At 39.1% G+C, this 26,526-nt stretch carries 25 protein-coding genes and 1 tRNA gene; 9 read left to right on the forward strand and 17 right to left on the reverse strand.

Going from position 1 to position 26,526, the window contains the following annotated elements; translation table 11 throughout:
- Positions 1-29: 29 nt before the first annotated feature.
- Both KYH19_RS17420 and KYH19_RS17425 read left to right on the forward strand, forming a co-directional pair.
- The gene (locus KYH19_RS17420; protein ID WP_132399107.1) at positions 30-1,055 is read left to right on the forward strand and encodes a hypothetical protein; all 1,026 of its coding nucleotides are present in this window, start codon (positions 30-32) and stop codon (positions 1,053-1,055) included.
- Complete coding sequence (locus tag KYH19_RS17425) at positions 1,021-3,474, forward strand: hypothetical protein (protein WP_219076029.1); 2,454 nt, start codon at positions 1,021-1,023, stop codon at positions 3,472-3,474. The genes KYH19_RS17420 and KYH19_RS17425 overlap by 35 nt, the downstream gene beginning before the upstream one ends.
- A 59-nt stretch (positions 3,475-3,533) precedes the next feature.
- Here KYH19_RS17425 and KYH19_RS17430 read toward each other — a convergent pair whose 3' ends face one another.
- The 12 genes from KYH19_RS17430 to KYH19_RS17485 form a co-directional block, all read right to left on the reverse strand.
- Positions 3,534-4,406, reverse strand: a complete 873-nt coding sequence (locus KYH19_RS17430) for a helix-turn-helix domain-containing protein (protein WP_255562457.1) — start codon at positions 4,404-4,406, stop codon at positions 3,534-3,536.
- A gap of 112 nt (positions 4,407-4,518) precedes the next feature.
- Positions 4,519-5,427: an alpha/beta fold hydrolase gene (locus tag KYH19_RS17435; RefSeq protein ID WP_219076030.1), complete on the reverse strand. Its 909-nt coding sequence runs from the start codon at positions 5,425-5,427 to the stop codon at positions 4,519-4,521.
- A 345-nt stretch (positions 5,428-5,772) separates the two neighbouring features.
- A complete protein-coding gene (locus KYH19_RS17440; RefSeq protein WP_219076031.1) occupies positions 5,773-6,594 on the reverse strand; it encodes an alpha/beta fold hydrolase in 822 nt (273 codons plus the stop codon).
- A gap of 155 nt (positions 6,595-6,749) precedes the next feature.
- On the reverse strand, positions 6,750-7,265 hold the full coding sequence (locus KYH19_RS17445) for a thioredoxin domain-containing protein (RefSeq protein WP_219076032.1): 516 nt from the start codon (positions 7,263-7,265) through the stop codon (positions 6,750-6,752).
- A 14-nt stretch (positions 7,266-7,279) separates the two neighbouring features.
- Entirely contained in the window at positions 7,280-7,990 is a 711-nt protein-coding gene (locus KYH19_RS17450) for a YoaK family protein (protein ID WP_219076033.1), read from the reverse strand.
- Between the two features lie 42 nt (positions 7,991-8,032).
- Positions 8,033-8,767, reverse strand: a complete 735-nt coding sequence (locus KYH19_RS17455) for a M17 family peptidase N-terminal domain-containing protein (RefSeq protein ID WP_219076034.1) — start codon at positions 8,765-8,767, stop codon at positions 8,033-8,035.
- Between the two features lie 34 nt (positions 8,768-8,801).
- The gene (locus KYH19_RS17460) at positions 8,802-9,848 is read right to left on the reverse strand and encodes a cupin domain-containing protein (RefSeq protein WP_219076035.1); all 1,047 of its coding nucleotides are present in this window, start codon (positions 9,846-9,848) and stop codon (positions 8,802-8,804) included.
- Positions 9,849-10,066: 218 nt separating this feature from the next.
- On the reverse strand, positions 10,067-10,618 hold the full coding sequence (locus tag KYH19_RS17465) for a hypothetical protein (protein ID WP_219076036.1): 552 nt from the start codon (positions 10,616-10,618) through the stop codon (positions 10,067-10,069).
- A 20-nt stretch (positions 10,619-10,638) separates the two neighbouring features.
- Positions 10,639-11,700, reverse strand: coding sequence for an NADH:flavin oxidoreductase/NADH oxidase (locus tag KYH19_RS17470; RefSeq protein ID WP_219076037.1), 1,062 nt, complete (start codon positions 11,698-11,700; stop codon positions 10,639-10,641).
- Between the two features lie 12 nt (positions 11,701-11,712).
- Positions 11,713-13,920, reverse strand: coding sequence for an ATP-binding protein (locus tag KYH19_RS17475; protein WP_219076038.1), 2,208 nt, complete (start codon positions 13,918-13,920; stop codon positions 11,713-11,715).
- 75 nt (positions 13,921-13,995) lie between these two features.
- A complete protein-coding gene (locus tag KYH19_RS17480) occupies positions 13,996-14,691 on the reverse strand; it encodes a LytTR family DNA-binding domain-containing protein (protein WP_132399085.1) in 696 nt (231 codons plus the stop codon).
- Positions 14,692-14,754: 63 nt separating this feature from the next.
- Positions 14,755-15,228 (reverse strand): Dps family protein, encoded by a 474-nt coding sequence (locus KYH19_RS17485; RefSeq protein WP_121284077.1) that lies wholly within the window; start codon positions 15,226-15,228, stop codon positions 14,755-14,757.
- 322 nt (positions 15,229-15,550) lie between these two features.
- On the opposite strand from KYH19_RS17485, the gene KYH19_RS17490 reads away from it, so the two are divergent.
- The 5 genes from KYH19_RS17490 to KYH19_RS17510 all read left to right on the forward strand — a co-directional run bounded on the left by KYH19_RS17490 (position 15,551) and on the right by KYH19_RS17510 (position 20,283).
- Positions 15,551-16,288: a hypothetical protein gene (locus tag KYH19_RS17490; RefSeq protein WP_132399081.1), complete on the forward strand. Its 738-nt coding sequence runs from the start codon at positions 15,551-15,553 to the stop codon at positions 16,286-16,288.
- A 338-nt stretch (positions 16,289-16,626) separates the two neighbouring features.
- Positions 16,627-17,103: a hypothetical protein gene (locus tag KYH19_RS17495; RefSeq protein WP_219076039.1), complete on the forward strand. Its 477-nt coding sequence runs from the start codon at positions 16,627-16,629 to the stop codon at positions 17,101-17,103.
- 208 nt (positions 17,104-17,311) lie between these two features.
- Entirely contained in the window at positions 17,312-18,283 is a 972-nt protein-coding gene (locus KYH19_RS17500; RefSeq protein WP_219076040.1) for an aldo/keto reductase, read from the forward strand.
- The gene (locus KYH19_RS17505) at positions 18,284-19,093 is read left to right on the forward strand and encodes an AraC family transcriptional regulator (RefSeq protein ID WP_193422057.1); all 810 of its coding nucleotides are present in this window, start codon (positions 18,284-18,286) and stop codon (positions 19,091-19,093) included.
- Between the two features lie 116 nt (positions 19,094-19,209).
- A complete protein-coding gene (locus tag KYH19_RS17510) occupies positions 19,210-20,283 on the forward strand; it encodes a DUF4932 domain-containing protein (RefSeq protein ID WP_219076041.1) in 1,074 nt (357 codons plus the stop codon).
- A gap of 88 nt (positions 20,284-20,371) precedes the next feature.
- On the opposite strand, the gene KYH19_RS17515 is transcribed toward KYH19_RS17510, so the two are convergent.
- Together KYH19_RS17515 and KYH19_RS17520 are read right to left on the reverse strand one after the other, a co-directional pair.
- On the reverse strand, positions 20,372-21,214 hold the full coding sequence (locus KYH19_RS17515) for an aspartyl protease family protein (protein WP_219076042.1): 843 nt from the start codon (positions 21,212-21,214) through the stop codon (positions 20,372-20,374).
- A gap of 247 nt (positions 21,215-21,461) precedes the next feature.
- Positions 21,462-21,538, reverse strand: a tRNA-Asn gene (locus tag KYH19_RS17520).
- 144 nt (positions 21,539-21,682) lie between these two features.
- Between KYH19_RS17520 and KYH19_RS17525 the strand changes: the two genes are divergently transcribed.
- Positions 21,683-22,603 carry a PfkB family carbohydrate kinase gene (locus KYH19_RS17525; RefSeq protein WP_219076043.1) on the forward strand — a complete coding sequence of 307 codons (921 nt, stop codon included), beginning with the start codon at positions 21,683-21,685 and terminating at the stop codon, positions 22,601-22,603.
- Positions 22,604-22,710: 107 nt separating this feature from the next.
- Here KYH19_RS17525 and KYH19_RS17530 read toward each other — a convergent pair whose 3' ends face one another.
- From KYH19_RS17530 to KYH19_RS17540, 3 genes are all read right to left on the reverse strand, one after another.
- Entirely contained in the window at positions 22,711-22,953 is a 243-nt protein-coding gene (locus KYH19_RS17530; protein ID WP_132399067.1) for a cytochrome b5 domain-containing protein, read from the reverse strand.
- 433 nt (positions 22,954-23,386) lie between these two features.
- Positions 23,387-24,076: a lycopene cyclase domain-containing protein gene (locus tag KYH19_RS17535; protein ID WP_219076044.1), complete on the reverse strand. Its 690-nt coding sequence runs from the start codon at positions 24,074-24,076 to the stop codon at positions 23,387-23,389.
- A 1-nt stretch (position 24,077) separates the two neighbouring features.
- Positions 24,078-24,608, reverse strand: a complete 531-nt coding sequence (locus KYH19_RS17540; protein WP_219076045.1) for a hypothetical protein — start codon at positions 24,606-24,608, stop codon at positions 24,078-24,080.
- A 221-nt stretch (positions 24,609-24,829) separates the two neighbouring features.
- On the opposite strand from KYH19_RS17540, the gene KYH19_RS17545 reads away from it, so the two are divergent.
- Positions 24,830-26,311: an NAD(P)/FAD-dependent oxidoreductase gene (locus tag KYH19_RS17545; protein ID WP_219076046.1), complete on the forward strand. Its 1,482-nt coding sequence runs from the start codon at positions 24,830-24,832 to the stop codon at positions 26,309-26,311.
- Positions 26,312-26,526: the final 215 nt, after the last annotated feature.

Here is a 26,526-nt window from a genome sequence, read left to right on the forward strand (position 1 = left end):
TTTATAGTACTTTTGCTAATAAAATTGATATGCGCAAGATAAGTATTTTAGTTATTTTTATATTTCTCTTGTTTGGCTGCAAACAAAAAACAGTTGTTAACCCTACATTTTATTATTGGAAAACAGATTACCAGGATAAGAAGGCAGAAACGGCTTACCTCAATCAGTTTAAATCAAAATCTTTGTATGTACGGATCATGGATGTAGATTTTAATCCGGACCTGCAACTTCCCGTACCTGTTTCGCCCATTAAATTTTCGGATCCCATACCTAAAGAAACCGATATTATACCTGTAGTATTTATTGTTAACCAGGTTTTTAATAAGATTGACACTCTGCAAACTATCGTAATGGCCGATCGAATTGCCAAATTTGTAGCTGCAAAGGTAAAACAGGCCGGAAAGCCAGGTTATCGTGAACTTCAGATTGATTGCGATTGGACCAAAGGCACCAGAAACAGGTATTTTAAATTTCTCGAACAATTAAAGGCAAATCCGCTTTTAAAGGGAAAGACCATTTCGGTAACCCTGCGCCTGCATCAGGTTAAAAATATTGTATCAAGCGGTGTGCCGCCAGTAGAAAAGGCTATTTTAATGTGTTACAACATGGGTAACCTGCGTAAATACGGTGATCAAAATTCGATATTGGATCAGCATGAAATGGATCTATACCTCAAAGATTACCTTGAACAATACCCCTTGCCACTTGATGTTGCCTTACCTCTTTTTGAATGGGCGGTGGTATTCAGGAACGGAAAATATGCAGGTATTTCTAAGCGGATTGGCAAAACTCAGATCGGTGACAAGAAGCTTTTTAAACAGCGTGAAAATTCCATTCTATACGACTTACTGACTGATTATCCTGCCGCTGGGCTGAAAAAAGGAGATGTGGTAAGATGGGAACAGGTTTCCGCTAAAGATTTACTTGCTACCTCCAAATTTTTATCCCGATATTTGGGTCCAAGAGACCGGAATCTCGTTTTCTACCATTTAGACACCGACCTTTTAAAACATTTTACCAATGAAAACCTTCAAAAAGTTATCGCTAGTTTTTAGTGTATTCCTGATTACCTTTTTCGGCGAAATTGCCGTAAATCTTGCCTGTGGCGGTGAAATAGATCCTTACGATTATTATATCACTTATTTTCACAACAATGTTGAAGGAGATGAATATTCTCCTTTTGCCTACAACCAGATGGCTTACCTGAATAGCGAAACGGATGTAGAAAGTGAGCCAGATATCAATAGCCGCGAATGGGCTAAATACCTTAATGTTAAAAAAGAGGATGTATTAAAGGTAATGTATAAAACAGACAGTGCCACTGATGTAAAGCTGGTAAATTTTGACGGCAACATTTCACAACTACCCGATAGTTTACAACAAAACAGTTTTATTCAAGCGTTAAGCAAGCGCAAGGAGCCCTTAAAGTATTATCTTTTCGCCAAGAGCTGCGAACCTTTAGCCAATGTAAATTTCGACCTTTGGGATCCAAAACCACGCGATACAGCCGCAATGACTGACAAAGCCAAAGAAGCTTTAAAATTAACGGAAGCTGCAAAAGACGATTTTCTAAAATTACGTTATGCTTACCAGTCTGAACGTATGTTCCATTTTGCAGGCCTACATACGGAGAGCAAATCAACTTACGAAACGTATATTAAAACAAGTAAGGTAAACAGTGCAATTAAGGGTTGGGCATTGGCATTATATGCCGGATCGATTCGCAGGTTGGGTAATCCGGAAGAATCGGCCTTTTTATTTTCAAAGGTTTTCGCCAGCAATCCGGAGCGAAGGATACAAGCTTATAAAAATTATTACTATACAAGTTCGCCCGTTCAAGGTGCTTTAAAATATGCCAAAACCAATAACGAAAAAGCCAATATCTGGGCCATTAACGGATTCGGAAATGCCGATTCGGGAATAGAAAGTTTGAATAAAGTGTATCAGTACGAACCGAAAAGCCAGCTGAACGGAACATTACTGGTACGCGAAGTAAATAAGTTAGAGCAAGATCTTATTGAAGCAAACGACATTGCCAAAATTGGTTATAACTATTACTTTTCTGATAATGGCAATCCTAAATATAGAGACAGTTTAAAAAATATCAACTTAAAACACCTGAATGAAATCAGGAATTTTGCCGTAAAACTGGCCACGGAGAAGAAATATCCACAGCCAGAATTGGGTACATTAACAGCTGCCTACTTATCGTGGATGGAGAATAAAGATTTCATGGCTTCAAATTACCTTGCGCTATTAAAACCTGATAAATTACCTGAAAGATTGCGCGACCAATATCGCATTACCGATTTATTAATTAAGGCTAAAAACATCAAAAAAGGCAATCCTTTTAATGAAAATGACCTATTGCCTACTTTAAAATGGCTGGACGAAAAACGTTTCGCAGAAAATAAAAGTCAGTCAAACGGACAGTATTATGATAACGATCAGGCTGAAAAGCGCTTTAGCAGAACGACCAGGAATTTCTACCAACAAATATTGGCACCAGCTTATTTGAATATGGGCGATACTGCAAAAGCAGCACTAGCAATGGTTAAAGGTGATCTAACATTTAAAACCCTGAAAGAGAACTCTCTTTTCCAGAATATGAGCTACCAGAGCATTGCTTTTTGGCAGAAAAACTTAAGTCCGAAAAGTATGCAAGGCTTAGCTGTTTATAAAACCAAATCCACCGGTAACGATGTTACCGGTTTATTGGCTTCGGCTTTAAATCAGCTTAAAAACGATGATTTTTATGAGCTTTATGGCACTACTTATCTGCGTACGCATCAATATGATAAAGCGGTGCAAATGTTTGCAAAGGTTTCGCCAGCTTATAAATACTTCAATCCGGAGAACTGGTACGGAGATGAATCCAACGCAAAACTTTATGCCAATCCTTTTATTGAGACTATTAACGATTTCCCTAAAAAGTATGTAACAGCCAAAGCATCTATTACCAAAAAGGCTTTTGCTGCAGAAATGCTCCGCTTGCAGAAATTAACCATTAGCGATAAAAAGAATGCTGCGCTTTACTATTATAAAATGGCTAATGCCGTTTACCAAACCGGTTACTATGGCAACAGTTGGTTTTTAATCAGTTACGATTGGTCATCATACGACAATAGTAACCCGTCAAAATATGTATACGATGGCGATTACAAAAAAGCGCAAACCGCAAAAGCATGGTATTTAAAGGCCAGGGCACTAAGTACCAATGTCGATTTTAAAGCAAAATGCACCTTTATGCTGGCAAAATGTTTGCAAAAACAAATCATCATGAATGCAAACCCACTTTCATTTTATTATTACGATAAAAAAGATGTGAAATGGAGAAACTTCATCAAGGCAAATTATAATAACCCTTATCTTAAAGAATTAAGATTTAATTATGCAAAAACGCCTTTTTATGCTATTGCAGCAGGAGAGTGCAGTTATCTAGGAGATTTTATTAAGCCAAAAACACAAAACTAGGCCGTTCGACAATACTCTGGGTGACAAACGAGTGCTTTAACTGAATTAAGTACGAAAGATTATTGCTGTTTCGTTTCTTGCACACTTAGGTACTTAGACCTGAAGCCAGATGGTGGTTCGCCGGTTTTAATCAAAAACAACCTGCTAAAGTATGCAGGATCGTCATAGCCTAAGCTATAAGCGATCTCTTTTGCAGATTTATCGGTATGTACCAGAAGCCGCTTTGCCTCTAATATTATCCTGTTCTTAATGATTTCGTTCGGTTGAGGAAGTCCCAGCCGCTTAAATCTATGGGTGAGGGTTTTTGGTGCGATCAATAACAAGTCGGCATAGTCGGCAACATTATGCTTTTGTTTATAGTGAGCTTCAACCAATTGTGTAAATTTCCTAAAAAACTCAAGGTCATTATTGGGCCTGGCCGCCATCACCCCTTCTAAGTGCTGTACTTTCCATAACCGGGTCGACTTGATCAACAGCTGTTTAAGATATGTTCTGATCATTTCTTCCAGCGAGCCATCCTTCAATTCAAATTCGTCTTCCATCCTAGAAAACAGGTATTCAATAAAAGTAGCATCCTGCTCGGGTATCACCGTCATTGGCATATTGTTGATATTATTAAACAAGAGCCCATCGCAGGCAACTTCTTCATCATGCAACTGTATGCAATAAAAGTCGCGGTTATAAAAAACTAAGCGACCAGGTTGCCCGCCAAGTGTTTCGATGCTCAGTACCTGATTTGGACTGATAAAGAATAGTGTCGGACCAGAAGTGTTATATATATTGAAATCTACTTTTATTTCAAATCCTTCGTTAAGATAAAGCACCTTGATATAGGATTTATATGCTTCAGAATTAATGACTTCGAGACTTTGTAAATCAACACTTAACATGCCGATGGTTTTAAGGTTTTCGTCAAAAATGCTTTGGTTCATAATATCGCTAATCAGGTGAGTTAAAGATAAAATATTCTTTGTGATGATTTTAATACTGGCTAAAACAAAAATTCCCTGCAGGTAATTACAAACCTACAGGGAACCATTGTGACTATTTTTTCGCAAATTTCTCAAGTTCATTATTAAATTTATCCATTTCCTCTACAAAAAGTGCATGTCCGCTATTCTCGAATTTTACAATGTATGAGTTTTTCAAACCTTTGTGTAATTGCTCTGCCAGGGTAAAATCAATCAATTGATCTTTTGTACCCTGGAAAATGGCTACAGGGATAGTGATATTTTTAAGTACAGGACGAAGGTCAAGGTCGCCTAGAGCAGAAATAGATTCGGTAACTACATAAGGGCTTGCTGATAGATTGATATTCTCTAACCATTTCTCTGTATTTTTTGGAAGTGTTGTGCCTTTGGCCGCAAATGCAGCACCTAATCCACCTATCATGTCTTCTCTGTTGGTCAAAGTTTGTTTGATCAGTCCGGCAGCACCTTCTTCAGATATTCCGTAGTTGTAATCTGCACGTTGTTTCCATGATGGTGCCGCTGCTGCAAATAGTGCCAGCTTGCTTACATGCGCGGATTTATATTTATTTACATAATGGATGGTAACGGCACCCCCCATAGAGAAACCACCTAAGACAGCATTTTCTATTTTTAAGGTATGAAGAACCGCATAAATATCATCAGAAAAAACATCAAAATTGTATTTTCCATAAGGCTTATCAGATTTACCGAAACCACGTAATGTAATACCGATTACCCTGAAACCTTTTCTTACCAGGTACTGATATTGATATTCGTACATTTCATCGCTAAGTGGCCATCCGTGAATCAGTACAATTGGTTGTCCTACGCCAAGATCGGTTACATGAAGTTTCACACCTGGTTCAACTTCTATATATTCTGCTCTTCCGGCAGAGGCAGGGGTTCTTTTGGTTTGTGAAAAAGCGAATTGGCTTGTAATTAAAGTAATGATCAGGCTTGTTGTTAAGATTAGATTTTTCATTGTTGCTTTTTTTAAATTAATGTTTGAAATATTTGTTGTTTGTTGACAATACAAAGGTGGGGAGAATGCTGGCCCCAGGGAATGGACATAAAGACAAGTGTCTTGTACATTTTTCCCATCACAAATATTTTTCACACTAATCAGGCTATTTATCTATACCATAGTATGGATTTTTAGCAATCAATTATGCTACCTTTTTCAGCTTTCCAAATAAATATTTGCAATATATTACAACTAAAACAAGTAAACTACAGAGATTAAAAAAAGCCCATGCTGTTTACCAGATGGGCTTTTAGTAATTTTATAAATTAGACATTCTAAATCAAAACTATCTTGATCTTAGAATTACGATTGGATGAATTCTAAAATATCTTTGTTAATTGTTGCTGCTTCCGTAGTTGGCATACCGTGAGGAAATCCCGGATAGGTAATCAGTTTACCATTTTTTAGCAATTTAGCAGACTTAACGCCGGCATTTTGATAAGGAACAATCTGGTCATCTTCCCCATGTAATACCAAAACCGGAATATCAACAGCTTTCAAATCCTCATTAAAATCAGTTTCTGAAAACGCTTTAATACCTTCGTAATGTGCCACTATACCGCCCATCATGCCCTGTCTCCACCAGTTTCTTTGCACACCTTCTTTTACAACTGCACCCTCCCTGTTGTAACCGTAGAATGGGAAAGTTAAATCGATGTAAAACTGCTGTCTGTTATTAAGCGTTTGATCTCTGATGCCATCGAAAACAGACATTGGTACGCCATCCGGGTTGCTTTCACTCTGCACCATTATTGGTGGAACTGCACTGATTAATACTGCTTTTTTAGCTCTTTCATTGGCATATTTATTCACATAGCGGATTACTTCGCCACCACCTGTAGAATGCCCGATGTGAACAACGTCCTGTAAATCCAGAAATTCGACCAACTCAGCGGCATCAGCAGCATATGTTTCTATATCATGGCCATAAATATTCTGGCTGGAACGGCCGTGACCTCTTCTATCATGCGTGATCACTCTGAAGCCTCTTTGCAGGAAAAAAATAACTTGTGCGTCCCAGTCATCTGATGATAAAGGCCATCCATGGTGAAACATTAAAGTCGGTCCCTGACCTTGATCTTTGTAAAAAATCTCTGTTCCGTCTTTTAATTTTAGCGTACTCATAATCTTAAGTTTTTAGTTTTTGTAAATTAATTTATTTTGAAGGTTTTATTTTATTCTTTGTCAAAAGTAGTCTGGTAAAAGTCTATAAATCTTGACCTATGATATAATTGTCTGATGTTATTGAGCTAATTTAAATTTCTTTAGATTTGACTCGGTTATTTTATATCTGCACCAACCAGTTGAAATAAGTCCTCAGCACCGCCTTCAAACTTTTTACCATTAACATAGAATGAAGGTGTTCCATTTACTCCGCTTACCACTCCACTTTCAAAATCTTCATCAACTTTGGCTTTCAATACTGAACTTTTCAGATCACTTTTGAATTGAGGAATATCCAGTTTCAATTCTTCTGCCAACTCTAACAGTAAATGCTCATTCAAATTTTGCTGATTTTCGTAAATGGCATCATGCATCTCCCAAAATTTATTCTGTAAAGCCGCTGCTTCCGCAGCTAGTGCCGCAGCTCTTGCATATTCGTGCATCTCAGATAGTGGGAAGTTCCTGAAAACGAATTTAATCTGACTTCCAAACTGATTCATTAATTCTTTAAGAACAGGATAAGCGGCGCCACAATAAGGGCATTGGTAATCTCCGTATTCTACGATAACAAGATCCGCATTTAAATTGCCTTGTGCATGGTCGGTATTGCTGACCGCTGGTTTTAGTGACATATTATTTTGTTTTACTAAGGTTTTGTATTTAATAATTGGATTGGAATGAACACTGAACTGATGAGCAATAAAGATGCGGGAAGAATCAGTGTCCAGTTCGCCAAAACGGGAAGTAGAAAAGTAGCACCAGCTGCACCCGATAAAAACCCAGCCCATAAAAGCAGTAAAAGGATTGAACTGGATTTGCTTTGTTTTCTTTCGATTTCGTTATTGGTCATACTCCATATCGCTGTATTTCTAGCCAAACTGTTCAATGTACCTGTAACAAAATCCGTGTTTATCTTCTGGTTTCCCACTGAAGTTACGATCGTATTCATAATTCCCATTGAAAAAGTAATGATCGCTATGGATTGGCCAACGTTGATGGTATGATAAAAAGTAAATATTGTATAAGAAGCCAATACCCCTGAAACGATAAAAACAGGCAATCTTTTCATTTTGTTTCTTTTCCAGAAAGCCAGGCAGGTACCCGCATAAACTCCAAGGAGAAAAAACGCAATTGCAGTCAGCGATGTGAATACAATACCCGAATTTCCTTTAGCCAGAGCGGCACCTAATTGTGTCGTGTTCCCACTCATAAAGGATACATAGGTTTTCCACTTGATCAGCCCCGTTGCATCAATATATCCAGCAATCAGGGCAAGAAATATCGCGAAACGCTCCTGCATCCTCGCAGTGTCTAAGGAAGCGTACAAGCCCGATGTGGGAATTATTGACTGTTCCATCTGTAAGAAATTGGACAATTAGTTAATGCTACTGACGAACAATTAATTATTAAAAGCTGCAATTGCTTTCGTGATTCCTTCACCGGCGGTAACGAAGAAAGCGGGGCCAGCCAATAAAGTTATTTTCTTTATGGGTTTCAGGTTCGACATCTTTTTATTCTTCAGGTAAACCTGGGTCCGGTAGGCATTGATTGCTCCGGTAACACCATATCCTGCAACTTCTGCAGTTGGTGAATCTATCCCGGCATCTTTCAGATCAGATGCAAAGGCATATTCTGTAACGCCAAGGCGCAATGCTTCTTCCATTCCAACGGTGGCAACCTGCTGCATTAGTGTGGGAGTGAACTTGTTCCGGTCGCCCAATCCGATAAGCAATAATTTTTTCGCGCCAATGGTTCCTGAAGGTGGTGTGATTAATATAGTTTCTAATGAATGACCTGCGAATTTGCCGGATTTCCTGAGGTCTGTGATAAGTCCATTTAAACTTTTATCCAGATGAACCATTCCATTAACAGCTTCTGGTAAAGCGGGTGGCGAATTAAAGATATCACCTTCCGTATATTCAAAAACACATGCGATTTGCAATTGGGTATTTTCGGTTGAAGGTCCCTGCACCATTCCTTCGATGGCAATGCCGTCAACTTTTCCCCAGATTTTCGAGGTGTTTACAGCTGCTGTTTGTGTGGTTGTCTGTGCAAATGATAATTGTGGTGCTGTAATAAGCATCGATACATATAAACCAATGTAAGCTGCTTTTTTAAGGGTTCTGATAATCATAACAAGAGATTTAATGGATTAATAAATGATTGAATTACTTTTTAGGTTGAATGAATATTTTATCAGTCGGAAATTTTTCTATTTCAGATGCTTTCAAACCGAAATTGGTAACAACCACATCTTTGGGATTTCCGGAAAGCCATTGGCTTAAATCAATTGATTCGTAATGACCGCTGTTGAACCCAATCAGAATCTTGCAAACTGTGTCGCCTGTATTTTTGATATAATGCCCTGCGCCCATCGGAACATAACCTACATCGCCAGCGCTAAATTGATCGGTAACAATGGTACTTTCTGCCAGGAAAACAGACATCTCTGCTTGTCCGGAAATATAATATTGCCACTCATCTGCATTGGGGTGCCAGTGCATTTCCCTAAGTGCACCTGGTTGAAGCTCTAAAACAGAACCGGCCATAGTGGTACTGATCGAAAATTCCTTACTCGAAACCAATCGCTGTAACCCGCCTCCAGGCACAATTCTTGGCTGTTGAGCATGTAAAGGGTAACGATGGAAACTTGTTAACTGAATATCTGATTCGTCAGGACGGGCAGAAGCATTGAATGACAATTCATCAGGAACCAAACCTGCTGCGAAATAGGCTTCTTTTTGTGGTAATGCGGCAACTTCTTCTAATGTTAAACCCAAATTCTGGGCAACTATCTCAGGAGGAACAGATGAAACAAAATCTGTAACACTGAAGGTATGGTCTTCAGAAAAATTACCATTATCAAAAATCAAGATAAAGTGGCATTCTTCCGTTCCGGTCGCCTGGATCGAGTGACCGTATCCTTTTGGGAAATACCATACATCACCCGGTTCAAAATTATCAATATAACTATGGCCATCAGGATGAATAATCGTTGTACGAACAGTTCCCGAAATTACGTAGGCCCATTCTGCAGCATTGGCATGCCAGTGTAATTCACGCATACTGCCCGGTTGCAATCTCATTGAAACTCCTGCAATGCCGATTGAAGCAGGAAAGTCTGTAACTGACGCACCTCGTGTTGTTCCACCATCATTGGTGCGGGGTACTTTTTTTTCCAGTTCGTATTTAAAGTTAAGTGATGCTGTATTCATAACGGTCTTTTTGGTTGATTAAATATTTTTTTTGTTTTCCTGCTGTAAATCTATCGCAGAATCAAAGCCTTTTAATTCTTAATTCGGTGAACAGGCAAAAAGAATCGTTGGAATATGAGATGTTGCTTGCTAACTGCGCTAAAAACAAAAATCACCGCCATACAGCAGTGATTCTTTAGATCTAATGATAAATAAATTGGACTTTAGCTATTATCAGCTCATTTAAACAGCCATTTCTTAATCAGCCTGGTATAATTTGGCATCACCACATAAACCATCAGCAAAACAATACAACCAGAATTTATAAAGGCATCAAAATAATGGTTAAGCGGAATGCCCAGCCATCTTAAAATTGGCAGCAACAAAACCGGAATAATTAGGGATAAGGGATAAATTGCCGACCAGGTGACCAGATACTGTTTCCAGCGAACGGGTACCTTATGACCTTCATTTTCTGCATTGAAAAGAAAATCCAGGCCGGATTTTATTTGATATCTGTCATTCTTTCTGAAGAAAGGGCTTGCCTTTTCAATGAGGTGCTTCCGGTCTTGTGATTCCATCCAGCTTTTTAGGTTTTCAATGGTATCAAAGCGGATAATAACAGTATAAACAAATGTCAATTTGGGAATAGGCCTTACGATCTGCAAATCGATAAAGCCTGTTGCGTGTTTAGAAACAGGTAAGATTTCATCTAACCATTTTTCGTATTCTTTTTGTTTACATTCCAGTATATGGTGGGTAATTACGACAGAGGCACCTGAATTTTCCATAGGAAGACGCGTTGATAAATCTAATTGAAAGCCCTTTTATATTGCCATGGCACTTCGATGTCCATTTCCAACTCCTTAGCCGAATGGATAGCAAAATAAGGATCCCGCAAATGTTCCCTGGCAATGACAACGAGATCAGCCTTGCCATCAGCAATAATCTCATTTGCTTGTTTTGCATCGGTAATCATGCCTACAGCGCCTGTGGCAATGCCCACTTGTTCCCTGATGGCGGTTGCAAAAGGAACCTGATAGCCCGGAAAAACCTTATCCCGACTTACATTTGTAAATCCTCCGCCAGATGCGGTAATAAAATCCACCCCGTTTTCTTTCAGTATTTTGGAAAGGGCAACGCTATCTTCCAAAGTCCAGGCATCTGCAGTATCTATGTAATCTACTGCGGAGATTCTAACCAGTAACGGCATGCCCTCTGGAATTGCTTTTCTTACTTCCGTTACGGTATCTACCAAAAGACGGATCCGGTTTTCAAAAGTCCCGCCATATTCATCCTGCCTTTTGTTAATAACTGCTGAATAGAACTGATGAAACAAATAACCGTGGCCGGCGTGAATTTCAATTGTATCAAAACCAGCTTCGACAGCACGACGTGCGGCATCAACAAATTTTACTTTTAATTCATCAATCTCGGCAATTGTTAGCTCCTGCGAGCGTACACCATTCAGCTCTGTTGCAGAACAGGTTTTTACAACCCAACCCCCTTCTTCCACGCTTAAGGGTTTCATACCTTCATTGGGGTGTTTCAGGCTGCCCTTTCCTCCGGCATGCCAAAGCTGAATACCGATTTTACTATCCTGTTCGTGAACAAAATCCACAATGGTTTTCCAGGCATTTTTTTGCTCATCATTCCAAATACCTACATCGCTTAAGGTCGCCAGTCCTTCAGGAGATACTGCCGTACATTCGGTAATGATTAAACCTGCACCACCAACGGCACGGCTGCCCAAATGTACCAGATGCCAGTTTCCCGGGATTCCGTTCTGTGCACTGTATTGCTGCATAGGGGATAATACGATCCTATTTTTTAAAGTGAGATTGCGAAAGGTTATGGGTGAAAATAGATCCATTTTATTTTTCTTTTATAACTGTTGTAAAAAATTTTTAGCTTCAGCAACTGCAATGGTTAAAATACTTTTTAAATCTTCTAAAACCTGCTGTAATGATGCCTTTTGTTCGGCCGCAACTTCAAGCACATCCAGTTTCTCTTCTAAGATTGTCAATAATCCCATCATGGCAATGCTGGTTTTAAAATCATGGGCCCTATGGTTTACTGTTACAAAATCATGGCTTTGATAGGCGCTTAAAAGCTCCTGCAAATGAAGTGGTACGTTATCAATAAATTGTTGGGTAACGGTTTTTTCGAAATCTGTATCTCCACCGCTTATGGAACGCATATAAGCAAGATCGAGATACTGAAAGCGGATGGTGATTTCTACCGCTTTTTTTTCTTTTTGTTGTGCATTTTCAAGGCCAAATTCGGATATAAACTTAAACAATTTTTCCTCATTAATCGGCTTGGAAAGGTATTCGTTCATCCCGCGACTGAGGCATTTTTCTCTTTCTCCAGCCATTGCATGTGCCGTCATAGCGATGATGGGAATGTCTGATTTCAGCACATCGCGTATGTGCTGCGTGGCTGCATATCCATCCATCTTTGGCATTTGGATATCCATCAACACCAGGTCGTAGGTTTGAGCGGAGAGTTGTTCAACTGCTTCCAGACCATTGGATACAATATCAAAATCGATATTCCATTGCAATAATAAGTGCTGCATTAAACTTTGATTGATGGCATTATCATCGACAACCAAAACCCGCAATGGCGCATTTGATTTATCCTTAAAATAACTGGTATTTACAGCCGGTATTACAGGGAGTTGATGCTCAGCAATGTCATAAGGAATATGAAAATTAAAGGTCGTTCCTTTTCCCTGTTCGCTGCTTACTTCAATATTTCCATTTTGTAACAAAATCAGATTTTTCACAATAGATAAACCCAAACCTGTACCTCCGTAATTTCGGGTTATCGAATCTTCGCCCTGGTTAAACCGTTCGAAAACCTCGTTTAATTTTTCCTTATCAATGCCTATTCCAGTATCAGCAACCTTGAAACCGACCGTTATTTTACTTCCTGTTTGTTCTTTTTTATATACTTCAATATCGATTTTCCCGTGCTGGGTAAACTTAATAGCATTACCTATCAAATTAACCAATATTTGAGTCAATCTTGTGGCATCGCCGATTAGTGTATCTGCAACGGATGAATCTATTTTGCTTGATATGGTCAAACCCTTTTCTCTTGCTCGCTCCTGAAAAAGCGTTTCCAAAGAATTGATTAAACCATTGATACTAAATGTTCCCGGCGTGATGCGCATCATGCCTGCTTCAATTTTGGAAAGGTCTAAAATATCATTGATGATAGCCATTAAATTTTCTCCTGAACGCTGGATAGAAGAAACAAATTCGGCAGAAGTCGTATCCATAGGTCTCTTTTGCAGTAAGTTGGTAAACCCTAAAATACCGCTTAAAGGTGTTCTGATTTCGTGGCTCATGTTGGCCAGAAAATTTTCTTTTGTCTGCGCAGCCACCGATGCTTTTTCCTCAGAAATGGCCAGTTCTTCAATCAATAAATGTTGACGGCGAAACTGGCGGACGATATGGTATCCGATGATGGCGCCACTTACAACAAGCAATGCCAGGATGGAAATGTCATAGAGCCTTGCCTTTCTCCCCATTTCTTCGCTCTGTCTGCTCAGTTTTACCATATTCAATTGCCGGCTTTCATAAATTTTCGCCGTAATTGATGTGATTTCATTGGAAATTCTTCTCGCCCGCGGATTGGCGATGGAACTTCGATCGTCCATGTTTCCAATAGAAAGATAGCGACGTAAAAGTTTCTCCTTGATTATTTTTTTGTCCAATGCCAGAACGCTTAGCCGATGGATCAGCGCTTCTTCCCTTGTATCAACATTATCTTTTGAAAGCGAATCGAGAAAGTTTTCTACCTGGTCTACCTTCTGGTCTACCCCTTCCAGGTGTGTCGTGTCATTTGTAGCTATAGAGGCCCTTATTCTACTTTCCACACCTAAAATATCTCTGTCAATCTCCCTCAGGTGATTGCTGGAACGCAATTCCTTTAAGAGTATGTTGTTGTTGTTGATCAGGGCCCTGGTATTCCGGGCCGAATTAATTTGCAACGCGATGAGGAGAATCGAATCAGCAATGAATGTAAACACAATCAGGTAAGCAAAACGTTTATTGCCCATCACTGTAGAGATATTGATCATAAACTAATGTATAAATTGATGATAGGAATGCCTCAGATCAAACGCATTTCACGGCTAAACAAATGAACACCTCAATTAAAAAACATTCATTTTTGCATTGAGTGTTTTTCGATAGGCATCGGCAACAGGAATAAATTTTCCATTGATCACGACCCCGCCATCCTGCAATGTGTCTATTTTGCCAACCGCTACAATATAAGAGCGGTGAACCCTGATAAAATTATTTTTCAGCAGGCGTTCTTCAGCAGCTTTCATTGTACCATGTATGGCAAACATTTTTTCTGAAGTATAGAACTTTACGTAATCACCCATTGCTTCCGCATAAAAAATATCATCCAGGCTCAATCGTCTCGTAATATTTGAATCTCTGACGAAGATGAACTCTTCCTTATCAAACTGCACATGCTCTTTTTTACTGTCTAATATAATCTGGGCTTTACTAACGGCCTGTAAAAACCGGGCCGGCGTAAAAGGTTTCAACAGGTAATCAGCAATATTCAGTTCGAAAGCTTCAAGCGCATATTCCTTTTTTGAAGATGTAAAAATGATAATAATATCCTTGCTTACCAGGTTTCTGGTCAATTCTATTCCTGTCATTTCGGGCATTTCAATATCCAGGAAGATCAAATCGACCTGATTGTTCTGCAAATGGTGATAGGCTTCTATAGCATTATTGTATTCATTTACAATAACAAGATTTGGGATTTGTTTCGCCAAATGGGCCAAAGTGGTTCTTGCAATATCATTGTCGTCAACAATCAGCGCTTTCATAGAGATAGTTTATTTGTAATTCAAATATAACTATTCCATTTATTTTATTCTTTTCAGAATCAATTATCTGAAGTAAGAACGGATCATCCAGGCCATTTCCTCGTGTGTTTCCATTAGTCCGGTAATAAAATCGCTGGTGCCATAATCTTTATATTTTTCCGCAAAAGGAACGATATTGCCACGCAAAAATTCGATGATGCTTTCGTGGTCCCTTAAGAGGTCTGCCATATAACCTAAACCATCATTAGTTCTTTCGCTGTATTCTGTAAGGTGAGTAAGTTCTAAATAAGTTTTCATTGTTGCAGGTGCAAAATGACCGATTTTACGCATACGTTCGGCTACACTGTCGGTTAATTCATCGAGTTGTTTGTATTGATTTTCAAAGAAAATATGGTTTGCGTGAAAATTATCACCTGTAACATTCCAATGTGCGTTTCTTGTTTTGGTGTACAATACAAATTCATCTGCCAATAATTTAGCTAATTCTACAGCAACTGCATCTGTGTTTTTTTCAGTAATTCCAATGTTAGTTTTCATGATTCAAAGTTTTTTATTTAAGCGATATTGCTCTTTTCATGGTTTAAAGATGCAGCAGGATCGGCTTAAAATCATTTGGCTTTCGATAAACAGGCAAAATGAATCGTTGAATGGTTGGTTAAAAATGTTGGTACTATTAGCTCATGCTTGCCTTTTATTTTATTTATTCGATTAAAAAAGATAAACTGAAAATTATTAAAGACTGATTATATTAACCTATCATCTAATAGATTTAGCTAAATAAAAAACATCGTACTTATTTATTGGCTGGGCTGTAGCGTCAGCCGACTATCGTCCGTTTAAGTAGCAAAACCAACTAAACATGAAATTTCTAACCAACACACTAACCTTATTTATTTGCCTAAGCTTTGCGTCTATCCTGTTGTTTTCTGGCTGTAAAAAAGAAGAAGTCACCGCTGCCCAATGGGGAGAGCGTGCTATAGCCAAACATAACGAGATCCTGGCGCTATCGGCTAATATACCATGTAGCCAAAAAGCCCAAACAGCAGTACAAACCATCCAACGCGATTGCTCGGTCCAGTTTTTCCCTGTTTTATCTTCCGACCTGCAAAAATATGAAAGGCTTAAAAAGGAATACCTCGATCTGATTGACAAACAATATGCAGCCTGGTACAAAGAGGGACTTATTGTCGAACCTTGCTTTGAAATCCTGTGGTCCACCGACCAGCCAATCAGGCTCGACTGTAAAGATGATAAAGTTTACCTGATTACCGCGGAAAACCTACCGGTTGAAGAAGCAAAATCACTAATCACCACCACCAAAAACCAAATAGACAACCTGACCGCCGCATTAACCTGTACCAGTGATGCAAACTGGAGTTTTACCAGATTGATCAATCAACAGACCATGAGCATGGAATATATTCCCTTTTCCCGCACAACAGACTTTAAAGAACTTCAGGCAAAAGTCTCTTTATATAACAGGCTAAACCTCAATGTGATCAAAGCCGAAAATAAGGGGAATAACTTCACAAATGTAAAAACGGTAGAGAAAATTGATTGCGTGGACGGCAAACCGGTAATTAAATTCAAAAATTAGCATTATAGCAAGTTTAGAGGACATCCTAGTTCAGACACTAACTTATGAGATCTAACTTGTGTTTAGCAGGCAAAGTAGAGAGAAAGCCTCCCCTTTCTATTTGCCTTTTTATAAGTAAGATCAATGAATTGTAAGGGTGTCTTTATGGAACTTTCTGACCAAACTCAATAGTAAGTTTGATCTACTAAGCAACAATTCTAATAATTGGGAAGCAGGTTAAAAAAAAAGAATGTCAGATGATATGGAGGTAAGTGCATCCCTGGAAATTTTACAGGTACGCCAATCAATAAGAAATCTTTTATTGGAACCATATTTGTACAAGTAAAGAAAAATTAATCATGAGCGTTAAACAAAATTTATTTGCCCTATCCATATTGCTAACCGGTCTGTACAGCTGTACGCAATCTAAACAAGATAGTTCCGCTAGCAACCAAGCCGCAGCAGACAGCACCGAAACCTCTATAAAAGGTTGTTACCTTCACACGGTCAACAAAGACACTTTTCAACTCGCCATTACCGCCGTTAATAAAAATGATATAGAAGGATCAATTATTTATAATTTTTCAGAGAAAGATGATTCTAAAGGCACTTTCAATGGTCATTTTGACGGAAAGATCTTAAAAGGTGACTATACTTTTCAGTCTGAAGGAAGCACATCTGTACGTGAGGTGATATTCAAAAAAACACAAACGGGTTTTGTTGAAGGAACCGGCGAAGTTAAAGTTGTAGACAACAAAGCGGTATTCTCTAAACCTGACTCGATATCTTATGAAAATGGTATAGCCTTTACAAAAAGTGAAACTTGCCTGCCTTAAATTTTGATAACTGGTTTGTTTGTGCAAAGATTGGTGCCGAATAAACTCTTATTTACAAAATTAAGATATCCGACCTTACTTACATTTCCGTTTAGTATATCTCCATGCAGCATTATTACCTGGAACTCGGTTTTTCATGAGCTATACAGGCATGTATTATGAGCCGTGCAGGCAAATTGCACATGATTTAAATTCAGAACTTTAAATCATGAAAAATAGCACAACAATTCAATTAGGCCAAAATGGGCCTTTAGTATCCAAACTTGGTTTGGGCTGTATGCGCATGTCCTCTATCTGGGGTGGATCTACCCCTAACGAGACGGAAAGCATTGCTACGATCCATGAAGCATTGGATAATGGCATTAATTTGTTGAACACCGGCGACTTTTACGGAGCTGGTCATAATGAGATCCTGGTGGGCAAAGCCATCAAAGGAAGACGTGACGAGGCGTTTATCAGCGTAAAATTCGGAGCGATCTTTCATAATGGACATTGGCTGGGACTAGATCTGCGTCCCATCGCCATTAAGAATTTTATAAACTACTCACTAACCCGTTTAGGGATCGAAACCATTGATTTATACCAACCCAGCCGGATGGATGACAGTGTACCTGTAGAAGACATCATCGGCACAGTCGCTGATCTGGTTAAAGAAGGTAAAGTTCGCCACATTGGTGTATCAGAGATCACGGCAGACCAGCTTCGCAAAGCCAATAGCGTCTACCCAATAAGTGCACTGGAGATCGGGTATTCACTGGCCGAGCGTGGGATTGAAAGCGACTTGCTTCCGGCGGCTAAAGCATTAGGTATTGGTGTGGTGGCTTTCGCTAATACAGCCGAAGGTTTATTAACTGGCGACATGAAAGCTCCGCTTGCCGAAAATGATTATCGTAATCACTTCTCTCGTTTTCAGGGCGAAAATTTAGTTCATAACCTGGAAAAAGTGGAAGTTTTAAAGCAACTGTCTGCCGATAAAGGTTATACACCAACGCAGGTGGCGATAGCCTGGGTAAAAGAGCAGGGTGACAACATTATGCCCTTAGTAAGCATGAGCCGCAGATCGCGCTTGCCTGAAAATATTGCAGCGATGGAAATTGTATTTACGCCGGAAGAAATGAATACTTTAAATGCTACTTTTGCAACAGGCGCTATCCAGGGCGGCACTTATTTACAACGCTAAATGATTAGTCCAGCAGAAATTCTTCCCGGTGTAATATTCTATTCTTACCTTTCTGCAGAGCGGAAGGAGAAAGCATGTTTTTGGAATCACCATACCTTGATCCTACAGGTCTCTGGACAGTTTACGTTAGAAACCTCTACGCAAACCATTTCAATGACCGCCGGGGAAATGCTGCTGATCGGAAAAAATCAACTGGGTACAATTACCAAAACACCGCTGCCAGGTGCAAACTACGAAACCATCGTGATATCCCTGCAGGAAGATCTGTTGCGCAGAATCGTGTTAGAAGAAAGGCTTAAAGCAGACCAGAAATATGTTGGTCCGCCAAATATTTTAATTCCTTCTAATGAATTCCTGCAAGGTTATTTTCAATCCATTGTTCCCTATGCACGTAGTTCAGGTGCAGAGATGACCGACGAAATGGGCATCCTGAAGGTAAAGGAAGGCGTCAAATTGCTGATGCTTGCCATGCCGGTGTTACTTAATTTTTTATTTGATTTTTCAGAACCATATAAGATCGACCTGGAAAAATTTATGCTGCATAATTTTCATTTCAATGTCCCTGTCGAAAAGTTTGCGCAATTAACAGGTCGCAGCCTTGCAGCCTTTAAAAGGGATTTTATGAAGACATTCGGTGCTCCACCCCGTCACTGGCTTCAGGAAAAACGGCTAAATGAGGCTAAACACCTCATCGAAGCTAAACATCAAAAGCCATCAGCTATATACCTCGACCTGGGCTTTGAAAGTTTATCGCACTTCTCCCATTCTTTTAAGAAAAAGTTCGGAAAGGCCCCAACTGAGTTCATGTAGAAATAAACACAACCTGTTAAATAAGGAAAAACAATTCAGTCCATCTTAACAACAGCCAAAATGTTGCACAATGGCCCCGCTTATTTCACTAGCTTTGGCTCAGAGATACCATACACATGAAGAAGATCCTGATCGCTTTAGCCCTTTTTACCACTACCTTCACAATGGCCAGGACACCCGTAAGATCGACCATCGATGAGCGCGTGGAACTGTTCAGTATCATCTTCCGGCTTGCGGGAAACCCCGAGTACAACATGAAGTTCGCAAAGCACTATATCGCCGACATCAATGCACATTTTGCCCCTTACAAGAACGAACCCGTAATTAGCTTTGCAAAGGAACTTGCAACGGAAAAGAACATGGGCTTCTCAAAGGTGATGTTCCTTGCCGTTCACTTAAAAAAGTCGAAAAACGGCTTCGCCATGATCCCTGAGCAAAACAGTAACCTCATTGGAAAATGGGATCCTGCTGATGCCGAAAAGTTCGTCGGGCTCGTGAACAGCTTTTACCGCCGCTCCGGTTTCAACCTGTTCTTTAGAGCCCATAAAAAACGCTACACCCAGGCCACGAAAGACTTCGACCAATCCATCGATGGATTCGACCAGCAATGGTACCTCAACTATTATGGTGACCACCAGGTCGATTATAGGGTAGCCATCGGACTTGGCAACGGCGGTGCGAACTACGGCCCCAGCGTTACCCCAATCGGAAGCAAGCGAAGGGTCTACGCCATCATGGGCTCATGGACCTTCGCCGCTGACGGCACCCCGATTTTCGCAAGGGAAACCTATCTTAGCTACCTTATCCATGAGTTCAATCATTCCTTCGTCGACCATATCCTTGAGCAAAGCCCAAAGATCGATTCTATGCTTATTGCATCAGGAGAAATTCTATTGGCAGCTAGACGCAAAGAAATGAAATTAGAGGGCTACGAGGACTGGCACAGCCTGATCAATGAATCACTTGTACGCGCCTCCGTCGTTCGTTATATGATAGACCATAAACAAAGTCAGAAGGAAATCAATAACGAGATCGCCAAACAAAGAGAAAAAGGTTTTACATGGATGGAAGACCTGGTACAATTGCTTGGTGAATATGAAACCTCAAGAGTAGACTACCCGACCTTTGAGCGTTTCTACCCACGGCTGACCACTTTTTTCGAAAAGACCGCAAAGAACATCAGCCGCTAACGAAAATCGACAAAACTTTTTGAGGGTTAAGAGAAATATGATAAGCAAACAAAACCCGACTATTTTCGAGAACAAATCTATCCGCTTTTTACTCGGCAATAAATATTTTCTTTTTGGCAATGTCAATGGTCAAAACATTTCCCAACCAATCTATACTGGTTTTACCTTCGTAAATCAGTCCGTCAACAAATGCAACATCAAGCCCTTCTACCCTACGCAGGTTATTCACTGTATTTAATTTGGAAAGCTTACCGATATAATAATTATTCTCCTTCTTAAAATCGCTTTTTACAGGGACTACTTTAAAATCTGCTTTATCTAGAGTTAAGGGTTCCATTAACTTCGAACTGAACCAAAATGATTTTTTTCCGGCTCCACTATCCAATAATGTCTGGATTTTCAAAGTATTATTCAATTTTATATAGGTAAAAATATCTAAGGCCCTGCCTGCATAATCTGCTATCTGAATATCGATGCTTTTTTCATTTTTTGTTGCTTTATCAAAAACAATCTTTTTGTTGAGATAATCAATCGTAAGCGGTGTGTTGATGAAGGGTTGCAGCGAAATAATTCCATCAATATCCCCAAAATCTAAATCGACAATTGCGTATTGCTGATCTTTAAATTTTTTGTTATTCATTTCAAACCCCGTCGCATTGTACAAATCAAGGTTCAACTCTTCTCCTGTCGCTCTGTGCCCGACAAAAAAGTTGCCTGTTTTTTCATTCTTGAGTTTTTGAGAAAATTTAGTAAAAATAGCATTAAGCCCTGCTCCGGTATCCAGAATAAAATTCCCCTCCACATTATTTATTTTTGCCTTAATGATAATATGCCCGCTGGTATTCATGGTAAAAGGCATTTGTGCATTAATTTTTAAAGAAAGAAATAGTAAGATAGAAAGGATGGTTACCGTAAATAGTCTTTTTCTCATTGTTATTTTTTTAATGATTTGTTAGCTTGTTGCGATGGCTTTATTTGCTTAAAACAAATATACTTTATTTCTAAGCAATCAGCTCAGTACAAAAAGAGCCGGATCAGGCAAAAAAATTGGGGAGTTTGAGAAGTTTATGCCAAACAAAAAGCGTAATGCATCAAATAATCCATGATCTACGCTGATTTACAGCGAAATAAGTGATAAAAAAGAAGGGCAAGCGACCGTTTTACCGTGCTTGCCCTATTGGCTCCCTCTGCTGGGCTCGAACCAGCGACCCTCTGATTAACAGTCAGATGCTCTAACCAGCTGAGCTAAGAAGGAGTGCTGGTTGTTTCCTAAAACGGGGTTATTTACACTTTTCAGTACAACTACCCTTGTTCGTTTTGGGAATGCAATATTAGGGCTTTTAAATTATTTATGCAATATTTGCAGTGAAAAATTTTAAAAAAAAATTAATACATATATATGAGCCTGATAATCATAGGTACTGTAGCTTTTGATGCTATTGAAACTCCATTCGGAAAAACAGATAAAATTGTTGGTGGTGCTGCAACGTACGCAAGTTTAGCCGCTTCTTACTTTTATAATAAAGCAAAAATTGTAGCGGTAGTGGGGGATGACTTTCATCAATCAGACATCGACATCTTAACCAAACACGGTATTGATACCGAAGGACTACAGGTTAAAACAGGTGAAAAATCATTTTTCTGGTCAGGTAAATACCACAACGACATGAACAGCCGCGATACTTTAATTACGGAATTGAATGTATTGGAAAATTTCGACCCGATTATCCCAGAGAGTTATCAGGACTGCGAATACCTGATGTTAGGCAACCTAACCCCACAGGTGCAGCAAACGGTAATTAAACGTCTTAAAAACCGCCCGAAATTAATCGTAATGGACACCATGAACTTTTGGATGGATATTATGATGGATGATTTATTGGAAACCATTAAAATGGTAGATGTATTAACCATCAATGATGCCGAAGCACGTCAGTTGTCGGGCGAATATTCATTGGTAAAAGCAGCGAAGAAAATCCTTACCATGGGTCCAAAATATTTGATCATTAAAAAAGGTGAGCATGGCGCATTATTATTCCATGAAGATCAGATTTTCTCAGCCCCAGCCTTGCCTTTGGCAGAAGTATTTGATCCTACAGGTGCTGGCGATACCTTCGCAGGAGGTTTTATCGGTTATTTGGCTAAGGTGGGCACAATCAACTTCAATAACATGAAAAATGCAATCATTTACGGTTCTGCACTGGCTTCTTTCTGTGTAGAGAAATTTGGAACAGAAAAGTTATTAAATTTAACCGATGAGGAAGTTGCAGCGAGAATACAAGAATTTGTAAGCTTAAGTGCTTTCACTATAGAAGTTTAACATAAATTAATTGTCATCCTGAGCCTGTCGAAGGACTTAACACGAGTTGTTCGACAGGCTCAACATGACATATCTTAATTGTAACGTTAAATCTACACCAACAAAAATCAACTTAGTGTAGCCAATATTGCTATCGGAACAAATTTTTCAAAAACAGCTTCGGTGTGCGGTGCATCAGGCAGCTCGTCAGTTAAATCTTGTCCGGCCCAGTGCTCATAATGTTTACCGTTCCGCCACAGCCTGCTATCGGTCATATCGTAGATCAAACCTTTATAAGCCACCCAAATCTGAGGTTTGTCCTGTCCGTTGCGCAAAGCAAGTTGTTGTTTGGTATAGCTGGGTAAATCCATTTAAATTAATTTCGGGCTGAAGATAATCAAAAAGCTTTTTAAGCATATAAGATTATGTTTTCTTTAATGTCTTATATGGTTAGTAGCTATTATTTTTAATGCAAAAAGTCAATGCAAAGTTCTCTGTCCCAATATTCATAAATCAATTTTCATATTTTGGAGCGCAATGCTTGTACAAAGCAATAAGTGTGTTCCCGTTTACGCTTATACGCTTCGCTGCCTCGTACCTCGTTGCTGCAGGGTATCGGCTTCAACCGGGGCTAGTTGGCTACGACAGCATTTCATTTTTGCTATTGCAGTGTGCAGAAACCTCGTTAATAAACCCGATTGCAATGGAAAGCCCACAGCGCAGCGAGGACTTGGAATGAAAAGCGGGACTAAACCCAGCCAAGAACTACTGAATATTTGTTTTCCAAAAAAATACAATCTTATCTTACGCCTGGCTTTTATCGCCCTTACTTTTAAAAACTTCGTACAGGTAGATATTCATCAATAATAGTCCCATTAAATAAAAATGGTCTTCGAAAGGAATGGTCCCCACTCTAAAACCAAGATTTTGCTTATCGTTGTACATCACCACAGGTATAGAAGTTAAAAATCCATTTACAATATAGAAAGGAATAAGCGAAATCAGGTAAGCCCTGTAGAACTTGTACATAAACCGAAAATCGACATTTACATACTCTACATAAGCCAGTACTATAAATAAAAAGCCAAAATTGATCAGCGTATACCACCTGTTATAACCAAAAAATAAAATGGCCACACAAAGCCCCAGGAACAGATTACTTATTGCGAAGCTATACTTCTGCAGTTCGTTTTTTGGAAAATAAGCATTCAGACATTCGTAAATAAACACACAGGCATAAGGAACCGTTAAAAAGAATAGAATTTCTTCTAAAGGTAGCCCCAAAAAGTTTACCCCAATAAGGTAATCAGGATTAAAAGACCATACCGCAAGCTTGGTAAACAGGATATCCCAAATTAAAAATATAATACCAGTAAGCAATATTGCGGGAAATACAAACTTCCATTTGCTAAAAAAATGAACCTTTTTATCGAATGATAAAACCAGTGGAAAAAAAATTACAGCAATATTAATAAGTAAATAGATATACTTCATTCTAAAGGTGTTTGGTCAAAATTTTAACTTCAGCAGAACTGCATTTTTTACTGTCTATCATAAATTTAGCTACGTTTTTAACCAGTTCACGATCGGCAAGACCAAAGTTTTCATTTTGATAATGTTTAACGATCTCTTTTTTATCCTGAACCAAATCTTTACTGAAACCGAGAAAGGAAGGTGTATAAAATTCAATTGAAAACCGCATAAAACGGATCTCCAGATTTTCCTTGTCCATATCTATAGCTTTTTGCATTGTTTTTAGCGATTGGCTCACATACTTGATCTTGTTATACGGATTCCAGGAATGTTTGGCTTTGAGCGCCTCCAGGGTTCCGGTGTAGCCGGTTATCAGGGCTGTTTTATTAGGTAGTTTGTTCAAGTTGGCAAATAACGAGTCGGTTAGCTTTGGGTTTTCCACCGCCTTAACCATATTAATTTTTAATATCGCAATTTCTTTAGTGGATAACTGAGCATAAGTAACATGGCTTGCTGCAAAGAGCAGTAAAAATATAATGCGTATTTTAATCATGGTTATGGGCAAAGGTAAGAAAAGCTAAGCGCTTTTGCTTCCACTGTCATCCTGTGGCGCAAAGGATCTACAACCTATGAAATACAACACTTAAACGATCAATCAAGGTTACATAATATTACTACTACTACAAAAGAAAGATTCTTCACTGCGTTCAGAATGGCAAATACAGAATGACAAAAAACCAAAACAAAACCCAATAAAATTCCTTTATTTACATCATGGAGAAAAAAACCACAGTTACCATCATAGGTGCCGGTTTTGCAGGCTTGGCTGCGGCAGCTTTATTGGCCAAAGATGGTTGTGATGTTACTGTTATAGAAAAGAACGAAATGGCCGGTGGCAGGGCCAGAACCTGGGAAAAAGATGGCTTTCTGTTTGACATGGGGCCGAGCTGGTATTGGATGCCAGATGTTTTCGAAAACTACTACCAGATCTTTGATAAAGCAGCGTCCGATTTTTATGAACTGAAAAGGCTAAATCCTTCTTACCGCATTTATTTTGGTAAAAGTGATACTATTGATGTTCCAGCAACATTAGATGACCTATATGCTTTATTTGAAAAATTAGAGCCCGGCAGCAGCGACAACCTAAAACATTTCCTCGATCAGGCGAAGTATAAATACGATGTAGGCATGAACGAATATGTTTTCAAGCCCTCGCATAGTGTAATGGAATATTTCGACCCACGTTTAGCTGTTAGCGGAATCAAACTGCAGCTTTTGGGCAATATGCGCAAGCACGTACACCAGTTGTTCAAAAACGAGCGTTTAAGGAAACTGTTAGAATTCCCAGTCCTATTTTTAGGTGCCACACCACAGAACACACCTGCGCTGTATAGTTTAATGAACTATGCCGATCTTGTTTTAGGTACCTGGTACCCTATGGGCGGCATGCACAAAATTGTGAATGCCATGCAGAAAATTGCCGAAGAGCAGGGTGTGAAATTTATTTTCGATACAGAAGTAACCAAAATTGAAGTAAAAAACAACCTTGCAGAATACGTAATTACGGATAAAGGAAATTTTAAAAGCGATTTTGTAGTGGGTAATGCAGATTATCAGCACATCGATCAACATCTTTTTGAACAACCTTACCGTAATTACAGTAAAAAGTATTGGGAGGAGAGAACAATGGCGCCTTCCTGTCTATTATTCTATATCGGCCTAGATAAAAAACTAGACAATATATTGCACCATAATTTATTCTTCGATGAGAATTTTGATCAACATGCTGAAGAAATCTACAGCAATCCACAATGGCCAACAAAACCATTGTTTTATGCCTGCTGTCCATCGGTTACCGACCCGGGCGTAGCGCCAGAGGGTTGCGAAAACCTTTTCTTTTTGGTTCCGCTTGCACCCGATTTAAAAGATAGCGAAAGCAAAAGGGAAGAATATTTTAATTTATTGTTAAACCGCTTCAAAAATTTAACCGGAAACGACATTAGTGGTAACATTCTGTTTAAACGGAGTTACGCCATGAACGATTTTGTTGAAGATTACCACGCTTTTAAAGGAAATGCGTATGGATTAGCAAACACTTTGAAACAAACTGCTTTCTTAAAACCCAAAATGAAAAGTAAAGTAACAAATTTTTTATATACCGGACAATTAACCGTTCCAGGCCCCGGAGTGCCACCTGCAATCATCTCCGGACAAGTGGTAGCAAAAGAAATAAAAAAAAAGTTAAAAAAAGCTTGACAAATTTAAAATTTCCCCTATCTTTATAACCACAAAACAAAAACACTGCAATAACGCTTCAAAACACATAATCACTTGAGGTTTGCATTTGTTTCGAAATAAGAGAGAAGGCAATTTGTTGAAAGAAAAAATAAGAATCAACTAACCAAATATATGATAAGTAAAAAGGCCTGGATTTTCCAGGCCTTTTGCTTTTTAGGGTATTTTGGAAAACT

Origin of the sequence: Pedobacter sp. D749, from assembly GCF_019317285.1 — a bacterium.
Lineage (GTDB): Bacteria > Bacteroidota > Bacteroidia > Sphingobacteriales > Sphingobacteriaceae > Pedobacter.

Bases quoted from the DNA above. Each gene is read 5' to 3' on its own strand.
- KYH19_RS17475 (WP_219076038.1), bottom strand. From the start codon at position 13,920: ATGATCAATATCTCTACAGTGATGGGCAATAAACGTTTTGCTTACCTG.
- KYH19_RS17430 (WP_255562457.1), bottom strand. From the start codon at position 4,406: ATGAACCAAAGCATTTTTGACGAAAACCTTAAAACCATCGGCATGTTA.
- KYH19_RS17460 (WP_219076035.1), bottom strand. From the start codon at position 9,848: ATGAATACAGCATCACTTAACTTTAAATACGAACTGGAAAAAAAAGTA.
- KYH19_RS17450 (WP_219076033.1), bottom strand. From the start codon at position 7,990: ATGGAACAGTCAATAATTCCCACATCGGGCTTGTACGCTTCCTTAGAC.
- KYH19_RS17470 (WP_219076037.1), bottom strand. From the start codon at position 11,700: ATGGATCTATTTTCACCCATAACCTTTCGCAATCTCACTTTAAAAAAT.
- KYH19_RS17490 (WP_132399081.1), top strand. From the start codon at position 15,551: ATGAAATTTCTAACCAACACACTAACCTTATTTATTTGCCTAAGCTTT.
- KYH19_RS17440 (WP_219076031.1), bottom strand. From the start codon at position 6,594: ATGAGTACGCTAAAATTAAAAGACGGAACAGAGATTTTTTACAAAGAT.
- KYH19_RS17455 (WP_219076034.1), bottom strand. From the start codon at position 8,767: ATGATTATCAGAACCCTTAAAAAAGCAGCTTACATTGGTTTATATGTA.
- KYH19_RS17540 (WP_219076045.1), bottom strand. From the start codon at position 24,608: ATGATTAAAATACGCATTATATTTTTACTGCTCTTTGCAGCAAGCCAT.
- KYH19_RS17495 (WP_219076039.1), top strand. From the start codon at position 16,627: ATGAGCGTTAAACAAAATTTATTTGCCCTATCCATATTGCTAACCGGT.
- KYH19_RS17530 (WP_132399067.1), bottom strand. From the start codon at position 22,953: ATGGATTTACCCAGCTATACCAAACAACAACTTGCTTTGCGCAACGGA.
- KYH19_RS17500 (WP_219076040.1), top strand. From the start codon at position 17,312: ATGAAAAATAGCACAACAATTCAATTAGGCCAAAATGGGCCTTTAGTA.
- KYH19_RS17480 (WP_132399085.1), bottom strand. From the start codon at position 14,691: ATGAAAGCGCTGATTGTTGACGACAATGATATTGCAAGAACCACTTTG.
- KYH19_RS17435 (WP_219076030.1), bottom strand. From the start codon at position 5,427: ATGAAAAATCTAATCTTAACAACAAGCCTGATCATTACTTTAATTACA.
- KYH19_RS17505 (WP_193422057.1), top strand. From the start codon at position 18,284: ATGATTAGTCCAGCAGAAATTCTTCCCGGTGTAATATTCTATTCTTAC.
- KYH19_RS17425 (WP_219076029.1), top strand. From the start codon at position 1,021: ATGAAAACCTTCAAAAAGTTATCGCTAGTTTTTAGTGTATTCCTGATT.
- KYH19_RS17510 (WP_219076041.1), top strand. From the start codon at position 19,210: ATGAAGAAGATCCTGATCGCTTTAGCCCTTTTTACCACTACCTTCACA.
- KYH19_RS17525 (WP_219076043.1), top strand. From the start codon at position 21,683: ATGAGCCTGATAATCATAGGTACTGTAGCTTTTGATGCTATTGAAACT.
- KYH19_RS17545 (WP_219076046.1), top strand. From the start codon at position 24,830: ATGGAGAAAAAAACCACAGTTACCATCATAGGTGCCGGTTTTGCAGGC.
- KYH19_RS17445 (WP_219076032.1), bottom strand. From the start codon at position 7,265: ATGTCACTAAAACCAGCGGTCAGCAATACCGACCATGCACAAGGCAAT.
- KYH19_RS17485 (WP_121284077.1), bottom strand. From the start codon at position 15,228: ATGAAAACTAACATTGGAATTACTGAAAAAAACACAGATGCAGTTGCT.
- KYH19_RS17465 (WP_219076036.1), bottom strand. From the start codon at position 10,618: ATGGAAAATTCAGGTGCCTCTGTCGTAATTACCCACCATATACTGGAA.
- KYH19_RS17420 (WP_132399107.1), top strand. From the start codon at position 30: ATGCGCAAGATAAGTATTTTAGTTATTTTTATATTTCTCTTGTTTGGC.
- KYH19_RS17515 (WP_219076042.1), bottom strand. From the start codon at position 21,214: ATGAGAAAAAGACTATTTACGGTAACCATCCTTTCTATCTTACTATTT.
- KYH19_RS17535 (WP_219076044.1), bottom strand. From the start codon at position 24,076: ATGAAGTATATCTATTTACTTATTAATATTGCTGTAATTTTTTTTCCA.